The sequence below is a fragment of the Pseudomonas maumuensis genome, from assembly GCF_019139675.1.
In the GTDB taxonomy this organism is placed as follows: Bacteria; Pseudomonadota; Gammaproteobacteria; order Pseudomonadales; family Pseudomonadaceae; genus Aquipseudomonas; species Aquipseudomonas maumuensis.
Map to the genome: position 1 here is coordinate 512720 of NZ_CP077077.1, position 17216 is coordinate 529935.

Consider the following 17216-nt stretch of genomic DNA (forward strand, 5'->3'; position numbering starts at 1 on the left):
CCGTGGCTAAGCGTTGGTACGTAGTGCATGCTTACTCGGGTTACGAGAAGCATGTGATGCGCTCCCTGATCGAGCGCGTCAAGCTGGCTGGCATGGAAGACGAATTCGGCGAGATCCTGGTTCCGACCGAAGAAGTTGTTGAAATGCGCAACGGCCAGAAGCGCAAGAGCGAGCGCAAATTCTTCCCTGGCTATGTATTGGTCCAGATGGAAATGAACGAAGGGACTTGGCACCTTGTCAAGGATACCCCTCGGGTCATGGGGTTCATTGGTGGTACCGCAGACAAGCCTGCGCCGATCACTGATAAAGAGGCCGAGGCCATCCTCCGTCGCGTTGCCGATGGTAGTGACAAGCCGAAGCCGAAGACGTTGTTCGAGCCGGGTGAAGTGGTTCGAGTCGTTGATGGTCCGTTTGCTGACTTCAATGGCACCGTCGAAGAGGTTAACTACGAAAAGAGCCGCCTGCAGGTTGCAGTGCTCATTTTCGGTCGCTCTACTCCGGTGGAGCTCGAGTTCGGCCAGGTCGAGAAGGTCTAGCAGGACGAAGCATCCCATACCCCGCAGCCCTATGTGCTGCGGGGTTTTGTCGTCACTGGGATAAAACGCAAGTCATCCGGGGAGCCATCTGGCGTTTGTACCCGATTTTGGAGTAGCTCATGGCTAAGAAGATTCAGGCTTACATCAAGCTGCAAGTAAAGGCCGGCCAGGCCAACCCAAGCCCACCCGTTGGTCCAGCACTGGGTCAACACGGTGTTAACATCATGGAATTCTGCAAGGCCTTCAACGCCCGTACTCAGGGTCAAGAGCCAGGTCTGCCGACTCCAGTGATCATCACTGTCTACAGTGACCGTAGCTTCACCTTCGAAACCAAGAGCACCCCTGCCTCGGTTCTGCTGAAGAAAGCTGCTGGCCTGACCAGTGGTTCGGCTCGTCCGAACACCGTTAAAGTCGGTACCGTTACCCGCGCTCAGTTGGAAGACATCGCGAAAGCCAAACAGGCTGACCTGACTGCCGCTGACCTGGACGCTGCTGTACGCACCATCGCTGGCTCTGCCCGCAGCATGGGCCTGAACGTGGAGGGTGTGTAATGGCTAAGCTGACCAAGCGCCAAAAGGCAATCGCCGAAAAAATCGAAGCAGGCAAGGCCTACAACTTCGAAGAAGCGGCAACTCTGCTGGCCTCGCTGCCTGCTGCCAAGTTCGTCGAGTCCTACGACATCGCCGTCAACCTCGGTGTTGACCCGCGTAAATCCGACCAGGTCGTACGTAGCGCTACCGTGCTGCCGCACGGCACTGGCAAGACCGTACGTGTTGCCGTCTTCACCCAGGGCCCGGCTGCTGAAGCCGCTCTGGCTGCCGGCGCTGACCGCGTAGGTATGGACGATCTGGCTGCCGAAATGAAAGGCGGCGACCTGAACTATGACGTCGTTATCGCATCGCCTGATGCCATGCGTGTTGTAGGTCAGCTGGGTCAGGTTCTGGGTCCTCGTGGCCTGATGCCTAACCCGAAAGTCGGTACCGTTACCCCAGACGTAGCCACTGCCGTTAAAAACGCCAAGGCTGGTCAGGTTCGCTACCGTACCGACAAGAACGGTATCATCCACACCTCCGTTGGCAAGATCGGCTTTGAAGCTGGCAAGCTGAAGGAAAACGTTGAAGCCCTGATCGCTGATCTGAAGCGTATCAAGCCGGCTTCCTCGAAAGGTATCTACGTCAAGCGCGTTACCCTGAGCACCACCATGGGCCCAGGTCTGATCATCGATCAGAGCTCGCTGGACGTGTAAGACCATGCCGGCGAGTGTAAGCTCGCCGGCAGCAAAAATTGGGGTCCCTGCCTGGCGGGGGCTATCCAAGACCGTAGGCGGCGCAAGCCTTAAACATCCAGCCTACGCAGATGGTGCTCCCGGTTCCTTACCGAATCAGACACCAAAACGACATCCGGCTTCGGCCAGATGAAACGGTAACAAGCAGGAGTTTTACCCGTGGCAATTAAACTCGAAGACAAGAAGGCCATCGTCGCTGAAGTCAACGAGGCTGCCAAAGTCGCTCTGTCCGCTGTCGTGGCTGATGCCCGTGGTGTGACTGTAGGCGCAATGACCGGACTCCGTAAAGAGGCTCGTGAAGCTGGCGTATACGTACGTGTCGTACGTAACACCCTGCTCAAGCGCGCTGTTGCCGACACTGAATTCAGTGTCCTCAACGACGCCTTCACTGGCCCGACCCTGATCGCTTTCTCCAACGAACACCCGGGCGCCGCTGCTCGTCTGTTCAAAGAGTTCGCCAAGGGTCAGGACAAGTTCGAGATCAAGGCAGCTGCGTTTGACGGCAAGTTCATTGCAGCGAACCAGATCGACGTGTTGGCTACCCTGCCGACCCGCGACGAAGCCATCGCGAAGCTGATGAGCGTGATTCAAGGCGCTACCAGCAAGCTGGCCCGTACCCTGGCAGCCATTCGCGACCAGAAAGAAGCCACCGCTGCCTAAGGCACCGGAAACTCTTTCAAATCATACGTTTAATTTGATAGCTGCGTAGGCTGTCACCCCAATACAGGATTTAAGTCATGTCTCTGACTAACGAGCAAATCATCGAAGCAATCGGCCAGAAAACCGTTCTGGAAGTTGTTGAGCTGATCAAAGCAATGGAAGAAACCTTCGGCGTTACCGCTGCTGTTGCCGCTGCCGGCCCAGCTGCTGCCGCTGCCGTTGTTGAAGAGCAAACCGAGTTCAACGTTGTCCTGGTTGAAGCCGGCGACAAGAAAGTGAACGTGATCAAGGCCGTTCGCGAGCTGACCGGTCTGGGCCTGAAAGAAGCCAAAGAGAAAGTCGATGGCGCTCCTCAGGTTGTAGCTGAAGGCGTTTCGAAAGAAGCCGCTGAAGACGCTAAGAAGAAGCTGGAAGAAGCAGGCGCTAAAGTCGAGCTGAAGTAATTTCGACTTTGCGATGCCAGCCCGAGCGTTGAGCGAAGGGCTGATGGCTGGTGGCTTATGCCACCGGCCTTTTTCCGTTATTGGTGGCCGATCAGGTCGGCCCCGATAACGAGCTGCAAGACACCCAAGAGGGTGGCGCAAACCAAGGGGTTTGCACGATTTTCTGGCTGCTCCCGCCGGGAGATGCCAAACAAGCAGGTGACCAAGCTGGGGAATGCTGATGGCTTACTCATACACTGAGAAAAAACGTATCCGCAAGGACTTTAGCAAGTTGCCGGACGTCATGGATGTGCCGTACCTCCTGGCCATCCAGCTGGATTCGTATCGCGAATTCCTGCAGGCGGGAGCATCCAAGGATCAGTTCCGCGACGTCGGTCTGCATGCGGCCTTCAAATCGGTATTCCCGATCATCAGCTACTCCGGCAATGCTGCCCTGGAGTACGTCGGCTATCGCCTGGGCGAGCCGGCTTTCGATGTGAAGGAATGCGTCCTGCGCGGTGTGACTTTCGCGGTCCCGCTGCGGGTGAAGGTGCGCCTGATCATCTTCGACAAGGAATCGTCGAATAAAGCGATCAAGGACATCAAAGAGCAAGAAGTCTACATGGGTGAAATCCCCCTGATGACTGAAAACGGTACCTTCGTTATCAACGGTACCGAGCGTGTGATCGTATCCCAGCTGCACCGTTCGCCTGGTGTGTTCTTCGACCACGACCGTGGCAAGACGCACAGCTCCGGTAAGCTGCTGTACTCCGCGCGCATCATCCCTTACCGCGGTTCGTGGTTGGACTTCGAGTTCGACCCGAAAGACTGCGTGTTCGTACGTATCGACCGTCGCCGCAAACTGCCGGCCTCGGTACTTCTGCGTGCCCTGGGTTACAGCACCGAAGAGGTTCTGAACACCTTCTACACCACCAACGTGTTCCACCTTTCCGGCGAGAAGCTCAGCCTGGAACTGGTACCTCAGCGTCTGCGTGGTGAAGTTGCGGTCATGGATATCCATGACGACAGCGGCAAGGTCATCGTCGAGCAAGGCCGCCGTATTACCGCGCGCCACATCAACCAGCTGGAAAAAGCTGGCGTGAAAGAGCTGGACGTTCCGCTGGAGTACGTACTGGGTCGCACCACCGCCAAGGCGATCGTGCATCCGGCTACCGGCGAGATCATCGCCGAGTGCAACACCGAACTGACCACCGACCTGCTGGTGAAGATCGCCAAGGCTCAGGTCGTTCGCGTCGAGACGCTGTACACCAACGACATCGACTGCGGTCCGTTCATCTCCGATACCCTGAAGATCGACACCACCAGCAACCAACTGGAAGCGCTGGTCGAGATCTACCGCATGATGCGTCCAGGCGAGCCGCCAACCAAGGACGCTGCCGAGACCCTGTTCAACAACCTGTTCTTCAGCGCCGAGCGTTACGACCTGTCCGCCGTTGGCCGCATGAAGTTCAACCGTCGTATCGGTCGCACCGAGATCGAAGGTTCGGGCGTGCTGAGCAAGGAAGATATCGTCGAGGTCCTCAAGACCCTGGTCGATATCCGTAACGGCAAAGGCATCGTCGACGACATCGACCACCTGGGTAACCGTCGCGTCCGTTGCGTCGGCGAGATGGCCGAGAACCAGTTCCGCGTTGGTCTGGTGCGTGTTGAGCGCGCGGTCAAAGAGCGTCTGTCGATGGCTGAAAGCGAAGGCCTGATGCCGCAGGACCTGATCAACGCCAAGCCGGTTGCGGCGGCGGTGAAAGAGTTCTTCGGTTCCAGCCAGCTCTCGCAGTTCATGGACCAGAACAACCCGCTTTCCGAGATCACCCACAAGCGCCGCGTTTCCGCACTCGGCCCTGGCGGTCTGACCCGTGAGCGTGCTGGCTTCGAAGTCCGTGACGTACACCCGACCCACTACGGCCGCGTGTGCCCGATCGAGACTCCTGAAGGTCCGAACATCGGTCTGATCAACTCCCTGGCGGCCTATGCCCGCACCAACCAGTACGGCTTCCTGGAAAGCCCGTACCGCGTGGTGAAGGAAGGCGTGGTCAGCGACGACATCGTGTTCCTGTCCGCCATCGAAGAGGCCGATCACGTGATCGCCCAGGCTTCGGCCGCGATGAACGACAAGAAGCAGCTGATCGATGAGCTGGTAGCTGTTCGTCACCTGAACGAATTCACCGTCAAGGCGCCGGAAGACGTCACCCTGATGGACGTTTCGCCGAAGCAGGTAGTTTCGGTTGCCGCGTCGCTGATTCCGTTCCTCGAGCACGACGACGCCAACCGTGCGTTGATGGGTTCCAACATGCAGCGTCAGGCTGTACCGACCCTGCGCGCCGACAAGCCGCTGGTAGGTACCGGCATGGAGCGCAACGTTGCCCGTGACTCCGGTGTCTGCGTGGTTGCTCGTCGCGGTGGTGTGATCGACTCGGTCGACGCCAGCCGTATCGTCGTTCGCGTCAATGACGACGAAGTCGAGACCGGCGAAGCTGGTGTAGATATCTACAACCTGACCAAGTACACCCGTTCGAACCAGAACACCTGCATCAACCAGCGTCCGCTGGTCAGCAAGGGTGACAAGGTTCAGCGCAGCGACATCATGGCCGACGGCCCGTCCACCGACATGGGTGAGCTGGCACTGGGTCAGAACATGCGCATCGCGTTCATGGCGTGGAACGGCTTCAACTTCGAAGACTCCATCTGCCTGTCCGAGCGTGTGGTTCAGGAAGACCGCTTCACCACGATCCACATCCAGGAACTGACCTGTGTGGCCCGTGACACCAAGCTTGGCCCAGAGGAAATCACCGCGGATATCCCGAACGTCGGTGAAGCTGCGCTGAACAAGCTGGACGAAGCCGGTATCGTCTACGTGGGTGCCGAAGTCGGCGCTGGCGACATCCTGGTCGGCAAGGTCACTCCGAAAGGCGAGACCCAGCTGACTCCGGAAGAAAAACTGCTGCGTGCGATCTTCGGCGAGAAGGCCAGCGACGTCAAAGACACCTCCCTGCGTGTGCCGACCGGCACCAAGGGTACCGTCATCGACGTACAGGTCTTTACCCGTGATGGCGTTGAGCGCGACAGCCGCGCCCTGGCCATCGAGAAGATGCAGCTGGACGAGATCCGCAAGGACCTCAACGAAGAGTTCCGCATTGTCGAAGGCGCGACCTTCGAGCGTCTGCGTTCCGCTTTGAACGGCCAGGTGGTCGACGGTGGTGCGGGCCTGAAGAAAGGCACCGTGATCAGCGACGACGTGCTGAACGGTCTGGAGCACGGCCAGTGGTTCAAACTGCGCATGGCCGAAGATGCACTGAACGAGCAGCTGGAAAAGGCTCAGCAGTACATCGTCGATCGCCGTCGCCTGCTGGACGACAAGTTCGAAGACAAGAAGCGCAAGCTGCAGCAGGGCGATGACCTGGCTCCGGGCGTACTGAAGATCGTCAAGGTCTACCTGGCAATCCGCCGTCGCATCCAGCCGGGTGACAAGATGGCCGGTCGTCACGGTAACAAGGGTGTCGTCTCGGTAATCATGCCGGTCGAAGACATGCCGCACGACGCCAACGGTACTCCGGTCGACGTCGTACTGAACCCGCTGGGCGTACCTTCGCGTATGAACGTCGGTCAGATCCTTGAAACCCACCTGGGCCTCGCGGCCAAGGGGCTGGGCGAGAAGATCGACCGCATGATCGAAGAGCAGCGCAAAGCCGCTGAACTGCGCACCTTCCTCACCGAGATCTACAACGAGATCGGTGGTCGTCAGGAGAACCTGGAAGAGTTCACCGACGAAGAGATCATCGCCCTGGCGAACAACCTGAAGAAAGGCGTGCCGATGGCCACCCCAGTCTTCGACGGTGCCAAGGAGCGTGAGATCAAGGCCATGCTGAAACTGGCAGATCTGCCAGAGAGCGGCCAGATGGTGCTGTTCGATGGCCGTACCGGCAACAAGTTCGAGCGTCCAGTGACCGTTGGTTACATGTACATGCTCAAGCTGAACCACTTGGTGGACGACAAGATGCACGCGCGTTCCACTGGTTCCTACAGCCTGGTTACCCAGCAGCCGCTGGGTGGTAAGGCGCAGTTCGGTGGTCAGCGTTTCGGGGAGATGGAAGTGTGGGCGCTGGAAGCATACGGCGCGGCATACACCCTGCAAGAAATGCTCACAGTGAAGTCGGACGACGTGAACGGCCGTACCAAGATGTACAAGAACATCGTGGATGGCGATCACCGTATGGAGCCGGGCATGCCCGAGTCCTTCAACGTGTTGATCAAAGAGATCCGTTCCCTCGGTATCGATATCGATCTGGAAACCGAATAACACGTGACGCGAGGGGAGTGGGCAGGTAATGCCCACTCCCTGCTCCGCCAGGAGGAAAGGCCTTGAAAGACCTACTGAATTTGCTGAAAAACCAGGGTCAAGTCGAAGAGTTCGACGCCATCCGCATCGGTCTGGCGTCGCCTGAAATGATCCGTTCGTGGTCGTTCGGTGAAGTCAAGAAGCCGGAAACCATCAACTACCGTACGTTCAAGCCTGAGCGTGACGGCCTGTTCTGCGCCAAGATCTTTGGCCCAGTCAAGGACTACGAGTGCCTGTGCGGCAAGTACAAGCGCCTCAAGCACCGCGGCGTGATCTGCGAGAAGTGCGGCGTTGAAGTTGCCCTGGCCAAGGTTCGTCGTGAGCGCATGGCGCACATCGAACTGGCCTCGCCGGTTGCCCACATCTGGTTCCTGAAGTCGCTGCCGTCCCGTATCGGCCTGCTGATGGACATGACCCTGCGTGACATCGAGCGCGTGCTCTACTTCGAGAGCTACGTGGTGATCGATCCGGGCATGACCACCCTCGAGAAGGGTCAGCTGCTGAACGACGAGCAGTACTTCGAAGCGCTGGAAGAGTTCGGTGACGACTTCGACGCCCGCATGGGTGCCGAGGCTGTCCGCGAACTGCTGCACGCTATCGACCTGGAGCACGAGATCGGTCGCCTGCGCGAAGAAATTCCGCAGACCAACTCGGAAACCAAGATCAAGAAGCTGTCCAAGCGCCTGAAGCTGATGGAAGCTTTCCAGGGCTCGGGCAACCTGCCTGAGTGGATGGTCCTGACCGTTCTGCCAGTCCTGCCGCCGGACCTGCGTCCGCTGGTACCGCTGGATGGCGGCCGCTTCGCGACCTCCGACCTGAACGACCTGTATCGTCGGGTGATCAACCGTAACAACCGTCTGAAGCGCCTGCTCGATCTGTCGGCGCCGGACATCATCGTGCGCAACGAAAAGCGCATGCTGCAGGAAGCGGTCGACGCCCTGCTCGACAACGGCCGTCGCGGTCGCGCCATCACTGGTTCGAACAAGCGTCCGCTGAAGTCCCTGGCCGACATGATCAAAGGTAAGCAAGGTCGCTTCCGTCAGAACTTGCTCGGTAAGCGCGTGGACTACTCCGGTCGTTCGGTAATTACCGTAGGCCCGACCCTGCGTCTGCACCAGTGCGGTCTGCCGAAGAAGATGGCCCTCGAGCTGTTCAAGCCGTTCATTTTCGGCAAGCTGGAAATGCGTGGTCTGGCGACCACCATCAAGGCCGCCAAGAAGATGGTCGAGCGCGAGCTGCCGGAGGTGTGGGACGTTCTCGCCGAGGTGATCCGCGAACACCCCGTACTGCTCAACCGTGCGCCGACCCTGCACCGTCTGGGTATCCAGGCCTTTGAACCGGTACTGATCGAAGGTAAGGCTATCCAGCTGCACCCGCTGGTCTGCGCCGCGTACAACGCCGACTTCGACGGTGACCAGATGGCCGTTCACGTGCCGCTGACCCTGGAAGCCCAGCTCGAAGCGCGCGCGTTGATGATGTCGACCAACAACATCCTGTCGCCAGCCAACGGTGAGCCAATCATCGTTCCGTCGCAGGACGTGGTACTGGGTCTGTACTACATGACCCGTGAAGCCATCAACGCCAAGGGCGAAGGTCGCGTATTCGCCGACCTGCAGGAAGTCGACCGCGTATTCCGCGCCGGCGAAGCCGCCCTGCACGCGAAAATCAAGGTTCGTATCAACGAAACCGTGAAAGATCGTGATGGCAGCATCACCAAGAACACCCGTATCGTCGACACCACCGTCGGCCGTGCGCTGCTGTTCCAGGTAGTACCGGCCGGCCTGCCGTTCGACGTCGTCAACCAGTCGATGAAGAAGAAGGCGATCTCCAAGCTGATCAACCAGTGCTACCGCGTGGTGGGTCTGAAAGAGACCGTGATCTTCGCTGACCAGCTGATGTACACCGGTTTTGCCTACTCGACCATTTCCGGCGTTTCGATCGGCGTTAACGACTTCGTTATCCCGGACGAGAAAGCCCGCATCATCGGTACCGCTACCGACGAAGTGAAGGAAATCGAGAGCCAGTACGCCTCCGGCCTGGTAACCCAGGGCGAGAAGTACAACAAGGTCATCGACTTGTGGTCCAAGGCGAACGACGAAGTGTCCAAGGCGATGATGGCCAACCTCTCGAAAGAGAAGGTCGTCGATCGCGAGGGCAAGGAAGTCGAGCAAGAGTCCTTCAACTCGATGTACATGATGGCCGACTCCGGTGCGCGTGGTTCCGCCGCTCAGATCCGTCAGCTGGCCGGTATGCGTGGCCTGATGGCCAAGCCGGACGGCTCGATCATCGAGACGCCGATCACCGCGAACTTCCGTGAAGGTCTGAGCGTACTGCAGTACTTCATCTCGACCCACGGTGCTCGTAAAGGTCTGGCGGATACCGCGTTGAAAACCGCGAACTCCGGTTACCTGACTCGCCGTCTGGTAGACGTTGCCCAGGATCTGGTCGTGACCGAGATCGACTGCGGCACCGACCAGGGCCTGCTGATGACCCCGCACATCGAAGGCGGTGACGTTGTCGAGCCGCTGGGTGAGCGCGTACTGGGCCGTGTCATTGCCCGTGACGTGTTCAAGCCAGGCACCGAGGACGTCATCGTCCCGGCCGGTACCCTGGTCGACGAGCAGTGGGTCGAGTTCATCGAGCTGAACAGCATCGACGAAGTCGTCGTGCGTTCGCCGATCAGCTGCGAAACCCGCTACGGCATCTGCGCCAAGTGCTACGGCCGCGACCTGGCGCGCGGTCACCAGGTGAACATCGGTGAAGCTGTCGGCGTTATCGCTGCACAGTCGATCGGTGAGCCGGGTACCCAGCTGACCATGCGTACGTTCCACATCGGTGGTGCTGCAAGCCGTACTTCGGCTGCCGACAGCGTCCAGGTGAAGAACGGCGGTATGGTGCGTCTGCACAACCTGAAGCAGGTCGAGCGCGCCGATGGCAACCTGGTTGCCGTATCGCGTTCCGGCGAGCTGGCCATTGCCGACGAATTCGGCCGTGAGCGTGAGCGTTACAAGCTGCCTTACGGTGCCGTGATTTCGGTCAAGGAAGGTGACAAGGTCGAAGCTGGCGCCATTGTCGCCAAGTGGGACCCGCACACCCACCCGATCGTTACCGAGCTGAAAGGTACCGTGACCTTCGTGGGCATGGAAGAAAACATCACCATCAAGCGTCAGACCGATGAACTGACCGGCTTGACCAACATTGAGGTTCTGGACGTCAAGGATCGCCCTGCCGCAGGCAAGGAAATCCGTCCGGCAATCAAGATGGTCGACGCCAATGGCAAGGACCTGTACCTGCCAGGTACCGACGTACCTGCCCAGTACTTCCTGCCGGCCAACGCCCTCGTCGGTGTGGCTGACGGTGCCCAGATCGGCGTCGGTGACGTTATCGCGCGTATCCCGCAAGAAACGTCGAAGACCCGTGACATCACCGGTGGTCTGCCACGCGTTGCCGACTTGTTCGAAGCGCGCCGTCCGAAAGAAGCCTCGATCCTGGCTGAAGTCAGCGGCACCATTGCGTTCGGTAAAGAGACCAAGGGCAAGCGTCGTCTGGTCATTACTCCGACCGACGGTAGCGATCCGTATGAAGAGCTGATTCCGAAGTGGCGCCACCTGAACGTCTTCGAAGGCGAACAGGTAAACCGCGGCGAAGTTATCTCCGACGGTCCGAGCGATCCGCACGACATCCTGCGTCTGCTGGGTGTGAGCGCGCTGGCGAAGTACATCGTCAACGAGATCCAGGACGTTTACCGTCTGCAAGGCGTGAAGATCAACGACAAGCACATCGAGACCATCCTGCGTCAGATGCTGCGCAAGGTCGAGATCTCCGAGTCGGGCGATTCCAGCTTCATCAAGGGCGACCAGATGGAACTGACTCAGGTCCTGGTAGAGAACGAGCGTCTCGCCGGCGAAGACAAGTTCATCTCCAAGTTCACCCGCGTGCTGCTGGGTATCACCAAGGCCTCGCTGTCCACCGAATCGTTCATCTCGGCGGCTTCCTTCCAGGAAACCACCCGCGTACTGACCGAAGCGGCGGTAACTGGCAAGCGTGACTACCTGCGCGGCCTGAAAGAGAACGTGGTCGTGGGTCGTCTGATCCCGGCCGGTACCGGTCTGGCCTATCACAGCGAGCGCAAGCGTCGCCGTGATGCCGACAAACCGCTGCGTGTGAGCGCCAGTGAGGTGGAAGCCGCACTGACCGAAGCACTGAATTCCAGCGGTAACTAAGTACAGGGCAGGGCCCCGGCAAGCCTCGGGCGGGCATCGGCGACATGATTTGTTGCCGATGACCGGGCGAGGAGGGCCGGGGCCTCGTCTTGACTGGGTGCAAGATCCTCTTTAGACTTTTGTACCCTTAAATTTGGTGAGGCTCCGTCTCGCCAATTTTTGGCTTTCTTGCAAGACAATAGAGTCGCAAGACAATCAGTGGAGCTAGTAGATGGCAACTATCAACCAGCTGGTACGTCAGCCGCGTAAGCGTTCGGTCGAGAAGTCCGACGTTCCTGCGCTGCAGAACTGCCCGCAGCGTCGTGGCGTGTGCACCCGCGTGTACACCACCACGCCGAAAAAACCTAACTCGGCACTGCGTAAAGTATGCCGTGTGCGTCTGACCAACGGTTTCGAGGTTTCCTCGTACATCGGTGGTGAAGGCCACAACCTGCAAGAGCACAGCGTCGTCCTGATCCGTGGCGGCCGTGTAAAAGACTTGCCAGGTGTTCGTTACCACACCGTTCGCGGCTCTCTGGATACTTCGGGCGTCAAAGGCCGTAACCAGGGTCGTTCGAAGTACGGTACCAAGCGTCCGAAGTAATCGGCCGTTTGCACATATCCAATTTTTTGAGTCGATAAGAGTAAGGTCGGGCAGGGGTCGAAGACCCACGTCCCGGGCTAACCTGAAGACCGTTTGAGGGCTTATCATGCCAAGACGTCGTGTAGCAGCAAAACGTGAGATCCTGGACGATCCGAAGTACGGATCCCAGATCCTCGCCAAGTTCATGAACCACGTGATGGAAAGCGGCAAGAAGGCCGTGGCCGAGCGCATCGTTTACGGTGCCCTGGACGCAGTCAAAGCACGCAAGAACAGCGACCCCCTGGAAATCTTCGAGAAAGCTCTCGACGCCATCGCTCCGCTGGTCGAAGTAAAGTCCCGCCGTGTCGGCGGTGCCACTTACCAGGTCCCGGTTGAAGTTCGTCCGTCCCGTCGTAACGCTCTGGCAATGCGCTGGCTCGTAGACTACGCCCGCAAGCGCGGCGAGAAGTCGATGGCTCTGCGCCTGGCCGGTGAACTGCTGGATGCTGCCGAAGGCAAAGGTGCTGCAGTCAAGAAGCGTGAAGACGTTCACCGTATGGCTGAAGCCAACAAAGCGTTCTCGCACTACCGCTTCTAATTCAAGCATCAATCATTTTGCGAGGGCTTTATGGCTCGTACTACAGCAATTAACCGCTACCGTAACATTGGTATCTGTGCCCACGTTGACGCGGGCAAGACCACCACTACCGAGCGGATCCTGTTCTACACAGGTCTGAGCCACAAGATGGGCGAGGTGCATGACGGCGCCGCGACCACCGACTGGATGGTGCAGGAGCAGGAGCGCGGTATCACCATTACCTCCGCTGCCGTTACCACCTTCTGGAAAGGTTCCCGTGGTCAGTACGACAACTACCGCGTAAACGTCATCGATACCCCCGGCCACGTTGACTTCACCATTGAAGTAGAGCGTTCGCTGCGTGTACTCGACGGCGCGGTCGTTGTGTTCTGCGGTACCTCCGGCGTTGAGCCGCAGTCCGAAACCGTATGGCGTCAGGCCAACAAGTACGGTGTTCCACGTGTTGTCTACGTGAACAAGATGGACCGTGCTGGTGCCAACTTCCTGCGCGTTGTCGGTCAGATCAAGAACCGTCTGGGTCACACCCCGGTTCCGGTCCAGCTGGCTATCGGTGCGGAAGACGACTTCCAGGGTCAGGTTGACCTGATCAAGATGAAAGCCATCTACTGGAACGACGACGACAAAGGTACTACCTACCGCGAGGAAGAGATTCCTGCTGAGCTGGTGGACCTGGCCAACGAATGGCGCAGCAACATGGTCGAGGCTGCTGCCGAGGCCAACGAAGAGCTGATGAACAAGTACCTTGAAGAAGGTGACCTGTCCGTCGAAGACATCAAGGCTGGTCTGCGCGCCCGTACCCTGGCGAGCGAGATCGTTCCTGCTGTCTGCGGTTCCTCGTTCAAGAACAAGGGTGTTCCCCTGGTTCTCGACGCCGTTATCGACTTCCTGCCTGCGCCAACCGAGATCCCTGCGATCAAGGGTATCCACCCTGATCTGATCGACGTGCCGAAGGATGAAGTTACTCCGGAGCAGTACGACGAGCGTCCTGCTGACGACAACGAGCCGTTCTCGGCCCTGGCGTTCAAGATCGCTACCGACCCGTTCGTTGGTACTCTGACCTTCGTCCGTGTCTACTCGGGCTTCCTGACCTCCGGTGACTCTGTCATCAACTCGGTCAAGGGCAAGAAAGAGCGCGTTGGTCGTATGGTGCAGATGCACGCCAACCAGCGTGAAGAGATCAAGGAAGTACGTGCAGGCGACATCGCTGCTCTGATCGGCATGAAGGACGTCACCACCGGTGACACCCTGTGCAACGCCGACAAGCCGATCATCCTTGAGCGTATGGACTTCCCTGAGCCGGTGATTTCGCTCTCCGTAGAGCCGAAGACCAAGGCTGACCAGGAGAAGATGGGTATCGCACTGGGCAAGCTGGCCCAGGAAGACCCGTCGTTCCGCGTCAAGACCGACGAAGAAACCGGCCAGACCATCATCTCCGGTATGGGTGAGCTGCACCTGGACATCCTCGTTGACCGCATGAAGCGCGAGTTCAACGTCGAGTGCAACGTCGGCAAGCCGCAGGTTTCGTACCGCGAGAAGATCACCAAGTCCAACGTCGAGATCGAAGGTAAGTTCGTTCGTCAGTCGGGTGGTCGTGGTCAGTTCGGTCACTGCTGGATCCGTTTCTCGGAGCCGGACGTCGACGAGAAGGGCAACATCACCGAAGGTCTGGTGTTCGCCAACGAAGTCGTTGGTGGTGTGATTCCTAAGGAATTCATCGCCCCGATCCAGAAGGGTATCGAAGAGCAGATGAAAAACGGCGTTGTTGCCGGCTATCCGCTGCTCGGCCTGAAGGCTACGGTATTCGACGGTTCGTACCACGATGTCGACTCCAACGAAATGGCGTTCAAGATCGCCGCTTCGATGGCGACCAAGCAACTGGCCCAGAAGGGCGGTGGCGTGGTCCTTGAGCCGATCATGAAGGTCGAAGTTGTAACCCCGGAAGACTACCTGGGTGACGTGATGGGTGACCTGAGCCGTCGTCGCGGGATGATCCAGGGTAATGAAGACTCGGTGTCCGGCAAGGTAATCACTGCTGAGGTACCGCTCGGAGAGATGTTCGGTTACGCAACCGACGTTCGTTCCATGTCTCAGGGTCGCGCAAGCTACTCCATGGAATTCTCCAAATACGCCGAAGCTCCGTCGAACATCGTCGAAGCACTCGTTAAAAAACAAGGCTAATCCCCTTTAGGCAAGAGGTTCACTGTCGTGGCTAAAGAAAAATTTGATCGTTCCCTTCCCCACGTTAACGTCGGCACCATCGGCCACGTTGACCACGGTAAGACCACTCTGACCGCAGCTCTGACCCGCGTCTGCTCCGAAGTTTTCGGTTCGGCCGTCGTTGAGTTCGACAAGATCGACTCGGCTCCGGAAGAAAAAGCTCGCGGTATCACCATCAACACCGCGCACGTCGAGTACAACTCGAACATTCGTCACTACGCTCACGTTGACTGCCCAGGTCACGCTGACTACGTGAAGAACATGATCACCGGTGCTGCCCAGATGGACGGCGCGATCCTGGTTTGCTCGGCCGCCGATGGTCCGATGCCACAAACCCGTGAGCACATCCTGCTGTCCCGTCAGGTTGGCGTTCCGTACATCGTGGTCTTCCTGAACAAGGCTGACCTGGTAGACGACGCTGAGCTGCTGGAACTGGTCGAGATGGAAGTTCGCGACCTGCTGTCCACCTACGACTTCCCAGGCGACGACACCCCGATCATCATCGGTTCGGCTCGTATGGCGCTGGAAGGCAAAGACGACAACGAAATGGGTACCAGCGCTGTCAAGAAGCTGGTAGAAACTCTGGATGCCTACATCCCTGAGCCAGTTCGTGCCATCGACCAGCCGTTCCTGATGCCAATCGAAGACGTATTCTCGATCTCGGGTCGTGGTACCGTTGTTACCGGTCGTATCGAGCGTGGTATCGTTCGCGTTCAGGACGCCCTGGAAATCGTTGGTCTGCGTGACACCACCACCACCACCTGCACCGGTGTTGAGATGTTCCGCAAGCTGCTGGACGAAGGTCGTGCCGGCGAGAACTGCGGCGTTCTGCTGCGTGGTACCAAGCGTGACGATGTTGAGCGTGGCCAGGTTCTGGTCAAGCCAGGTTCGGTCAAGCCGCACACCAAGTTCACCGCAGAAGTCTACGTCCTGTCGAAGGAAGAAGGCGGCCGTCACACTCCGTTCTTCAAAGGCTACCGTCCTCAGTTCTACTTCCGTACCACTGACGTGACCGGTAACTGCGAACTGCCGGAAGGCGTTGAAATGGTAATGCCAGGTGACAACATCCAGATGACTGTCACCCTGATCAAGACCATCGCAATGGAAGACGGTCTGCGTTTCGCCATCCGTGAAGGCGGTCGTACCGTCGGCGCCGGCGTCGTAGCCAAAATCATCGAGTAATCACTCGACCGATTGAAAAAGCCCCCGCTCAGCGGGGGCTTTTTTTATTGGGTTGACACTAAATTGGGGCGTCTATAGAATCACGCCTCCTTTTAGCGGGCGTAGTGCGTCCGTTGGGAACAGCCTGGAGTCTGAAATCCAATGCAAAATCAGCAAATCCGTATCAGGTTGAAGGCTTTCGACCATCGCCTGATCGACCAATCCACCCAGGAAATCGTGGAAACCGCGAAACGTACTGGTGCACAAGTGCGTGGTCCAATTCCACTGCCTACCCGCAAAGAGCGTTTCACCGTTCTGGTCTCCCCGCACGTCAACAAAGACGCGCGTGACCAGTACGAGATTCGCACTCATAAGCGTGTTCTGGACATCGTCCAGCCAACGGATAAAACCGTTGACGCGCTGATGAAGCTCGATCTGGCGGCCGGCGTGGAAGTACAGATCAGCCTCGGCTAAGACTTCGGTCTGGTCGTGTAACGCTCTGAAATGGGCGGCCATAGCGGGTGAAAGCCCCGTACACTCATGAGGTTTACAACATGACTATTGGTGTAGTCGGTCGGAAAGCGGGCATGACCCGTATTTTCACCGAAGAAGGTGTCTCCATTCCGGTCACGGTCATCGAGATCGAGCCGAATCGCGTCACCCAGTTCAAAACCGAAGAAACTGATGGCTACCGTGCAGTGCAAGTCACTGTCGGCGAGCGTCGTGCTTCGCGTGTGACCGCCGCTCAGGCAGGCCACTTTGCCAAGGCCAACGTTGCCGCTGGTCGCGGTGTCTGGGAGTTCCGTCTTGAAGAAGGCGATTTCCAGGCTGGCGATCTGATCAAAGCTGAACTCTTCACTGCAGGCCAGCTGGTAGACGTAACCGGTCAGTCCAAAGGTAAAGGCTTCGCCGGTACCATCAAGCGCTGGAACTTCCGTGGTCAAGATAACACCCACGGTAACTCCGTATCGCACCGTGTCCCTGGCTCCATCGGCCAGTGCCAGACTCCTGGTCGTGTATTCAAGGGCAAGAAAATGTCCGGTCACATGGGCGCTGAGCGCGTGACTGTGCAGTCCCTGGAAGTAGTACGCGTAGACGCTGAACGCAACCTGCTGCTGATCAAGGGTGCCGTTCCAGGCGCTACTGGCGGCGACGTGGTTGTGCGTCCAGCTGTCAAGGCTCGCGGGTAAGGGGAAAC

The 17216-nt window shown here is 58.4% G+C and carries 13 protein-coding genes; all 13 read left to right on the forward strand.

Annotated features, from left to right (window positions below; all coding sequences use genetic code 11):
- Nucleotides 1–2: 2 nt before the first annotated feature.
- The 13 genes from nusG (at nucleotide 3) to rplC (ending at nucleotide 17208) form a co-directional block, all read left to right on the forward strand.
- Nucleotides 3–536: a transcription termination/antitermination protein NusG gene (gene nusG, locus KSS90_RS02425; protein WP_023628746.1), complete on the forward strand. Its 534-nt coding sequence runs from the start codon at nucleotides 3–5 to the stop codon at nucleotides 534–536.
- A gap of 119 nt (nucleotides 537–655) precedes the next feature.
- Entirely contained in the window at nucleotides 656–1087 is a 432-nt protein-coding gene (gene rplK, locus KSS90_RS02430; protein ID WP_011531881.1) for a 50S ribosomal protein L11, read from the forward strand.
- A complete protein-coding gene (gene rplA, locus KSS90_RS02435; protein ID WP_023628747.1) occupies nucleotides 1087–1782 on the forward strand; it encodes a 50S ribosomal protein L1 in 696 nt (231 codons plus the stop codon). Before rplK ends, rplA begins: the two co-directional genes overlap by 1 nt.
- Before the next feature lie 198 nt (nucleotides 1783–1980).
- The gene (gene rplJ / locus KSS90_RS02440) at nucleotides 1981–2481 is read left to right on the forward strand and encodes a 50S ribosomal protein L10 (protein ID WP_023628748.1); all 501 of its coding nucleotides are present in this window, start codon (nucleotides 1981–1983) and stop codon (nucleotides 2479–2481) included.
- Nucleotides 2482–2558: 77 nt separating this feature from the next.
- On the forward strand, nucleotides 2559–2924 hold the full coding sequence (gene rplL, locus KSS90_RS02445) for a 50S ribosomal protein L7/L12 (RefSeq protein WP_003255496.1): 366 nt from the start codon (nucleotides 2559–2561) through the stop codon (nucleotides 2922–2924).
- 220 nt (nucleotides 2925–3144) lie between these two features.
- Nucleotides 3145–7218 (forward strand): DNA-directed RNA polymerase subunit beta, encoded by a 4074-nt coding sequence (gene rpoB, locus KSS90_RS02450; protein ID WP_046857918.1) that lies wholly within the window; start codon nucleotides 3145–3147, stop codon nucleotides 7216–7218.
- Between the two features lie 62 nt (nucleotides 7219–7280).
- The gene (rpoC, locus tag KSS90_RS02455; RefSeq protein WP_038707242.1) at nucleotides 7281–11480 is read left to right on the forward strand and encodes a DNA-directed RNA polymerase subunit beta'; all 4200 of its coding nucleotides are present in this window, start codon (nucleotides 7281–7283) and stop codon (nucleotides 11478–11480) included.
- 211 nt (nucleotides 11481–11691) lie between these two features.
- Complete coding sequence (gene rpsL / locus KSS90_RS02460) at nucleotides 11692–12063, forward strand: 30S ribosomal protein S12 (RefSeq protein ID WP_003255492.1); 372 nt, start codon at nucleotides 11692–11694, stop codon at nucleotides 12061–12063.
- A 106-nt stretch (nucleotides 12064–12169) separates the two neighbouring features.
- The gene (rpsG, locus tag KSS90_RS02465; RefSeq protein WP_023628750.1) at nucleotides 12170–12640 is read left to right on the forward strand and encodes a 30S ribosomal protein S7; all 471 of its coding nucleotides are present in this window, start codon (nucleotides 12170–12172) and stop codon (nucleotides 12638–12640) included.
- Nucleotides 12641–12670: 30 nt separating this feature from the next.
- A complete protein-coding gene (gene fusA / locus KSS90_RS02470; RefSeq protein WP_217868086.1) occupies nucleotides 12671–14818 on the forward strand; it encodes an elongation factor G in 2148 nt (715 codons plus the stop codon).
- A gap of 27 nt (nucleotides 14819–14845) precedes the next feature.
- Nucleotides 14846–16039 carry an elongation factor Tu gene (gene tuf, locus KSS90_RS02475; RefSeq protein ID WP_217868085.1) on the forward strand — a complete coding sequence of 398 codons (1194 nt, stop codon included), beginning with the start codon at nucleotides 14846–14848 and terminating at the stop codon, nucleotides 16037–16039.
- 141 nt (nucleotides 16040–16180) lie between these two features.
- The gene (gene rpsJ, locus KSS90_RS02480; RefSeq protein ID WP_003186070.1) at nucleotides 16181–16492 is read left to right on the forward strand and encodes a 30S ribosomal protein S10; all 312 of its coding nucleotides are present in this window, start codon (nucleotides 16181–16183) and stop codon (nucleotides 16490–16492) included.
- Between the two features lie 80 nt (nucleotides 16493–16572).
- Nucleotides 16573–17208 (forward strand): 50S ribosomal protein L3, encoded by a 636-nt coding sequence (gene rplC, locus KSS90_RS02485; RefSeq protein WP_011531887.1) that lies wholly within the window; start codon nucleotides 16573–16575, stop codon nucleotides 17206–17208.
- Nucleotides 17209–17216: the final 8 nt, after the last annotated feature.

What these genes read in the sequence shown, in the direction of transcription:
- rpoB (WP_046857918.1), top strand. Translation starts at nt 3,145, where the DNA reads ATGGCTTACTCATACACTGAGAAAAAACGTATCCGCAAGGACTTTAGC.
- rplK (WP_011531881.1), top strand. Translation starts at nt 656, where the DNA reads ATGGCTAAGAAGATTCAGGCTTACATCAAGCTGCAAGTAAAGGCCGGC.
- rplL (WP_003255496.1), top strand. Translation starts at nt 2,559, where the DNA reads ATGTCTCTGACTAACGAGCAAATCATCGAAGCAATCGGCCAGAAAACC.
- rplC (WP_011531887.1), top strand. Translation starts at nt 16,573, where the DNA reads ATGACTATTGGTGTAGTCGGTCGGAAAGCGGGCATGACCCGTATTTTC.
- rpsL (WP_003255492.1), top strand. Translation starts at nt 11,692, where the DNA reads ATGGCAACTATCAACCAGCTGGTACGTCAGCCGCGTAAGCGTTCGGTC.
- rpsG (WP_023628750.1), top strand. Translation starts at nt 12,170, where the DNA reads ATGCCAAGACGTCGTGTAGCAGCAAAACGTGAGATCCTGGACGATCCG.
- fusA (WP_217868086.1), top strand. Translation starts at nt 12,671, where the DNA reads ATGGCTCGTACTACAGCAATTAACCGCTACCGTAACATTGGTATCTGT.
- rplA (WP_023628747.1), top strand. Translation starts at nt 1,087, where the DNA reads ATGGCTAAGCTGACCAAGCGCCAAAAGGCAATCGCCGAAAAAATCGAA.
- rpsJ (WP_003186070.1), top strand. Translation starts at nt 16,181, where the DNA reads ATGCAAAATCAGCAAATCCGTATCAGGTTGAAGGCTTTCGACCATCGC.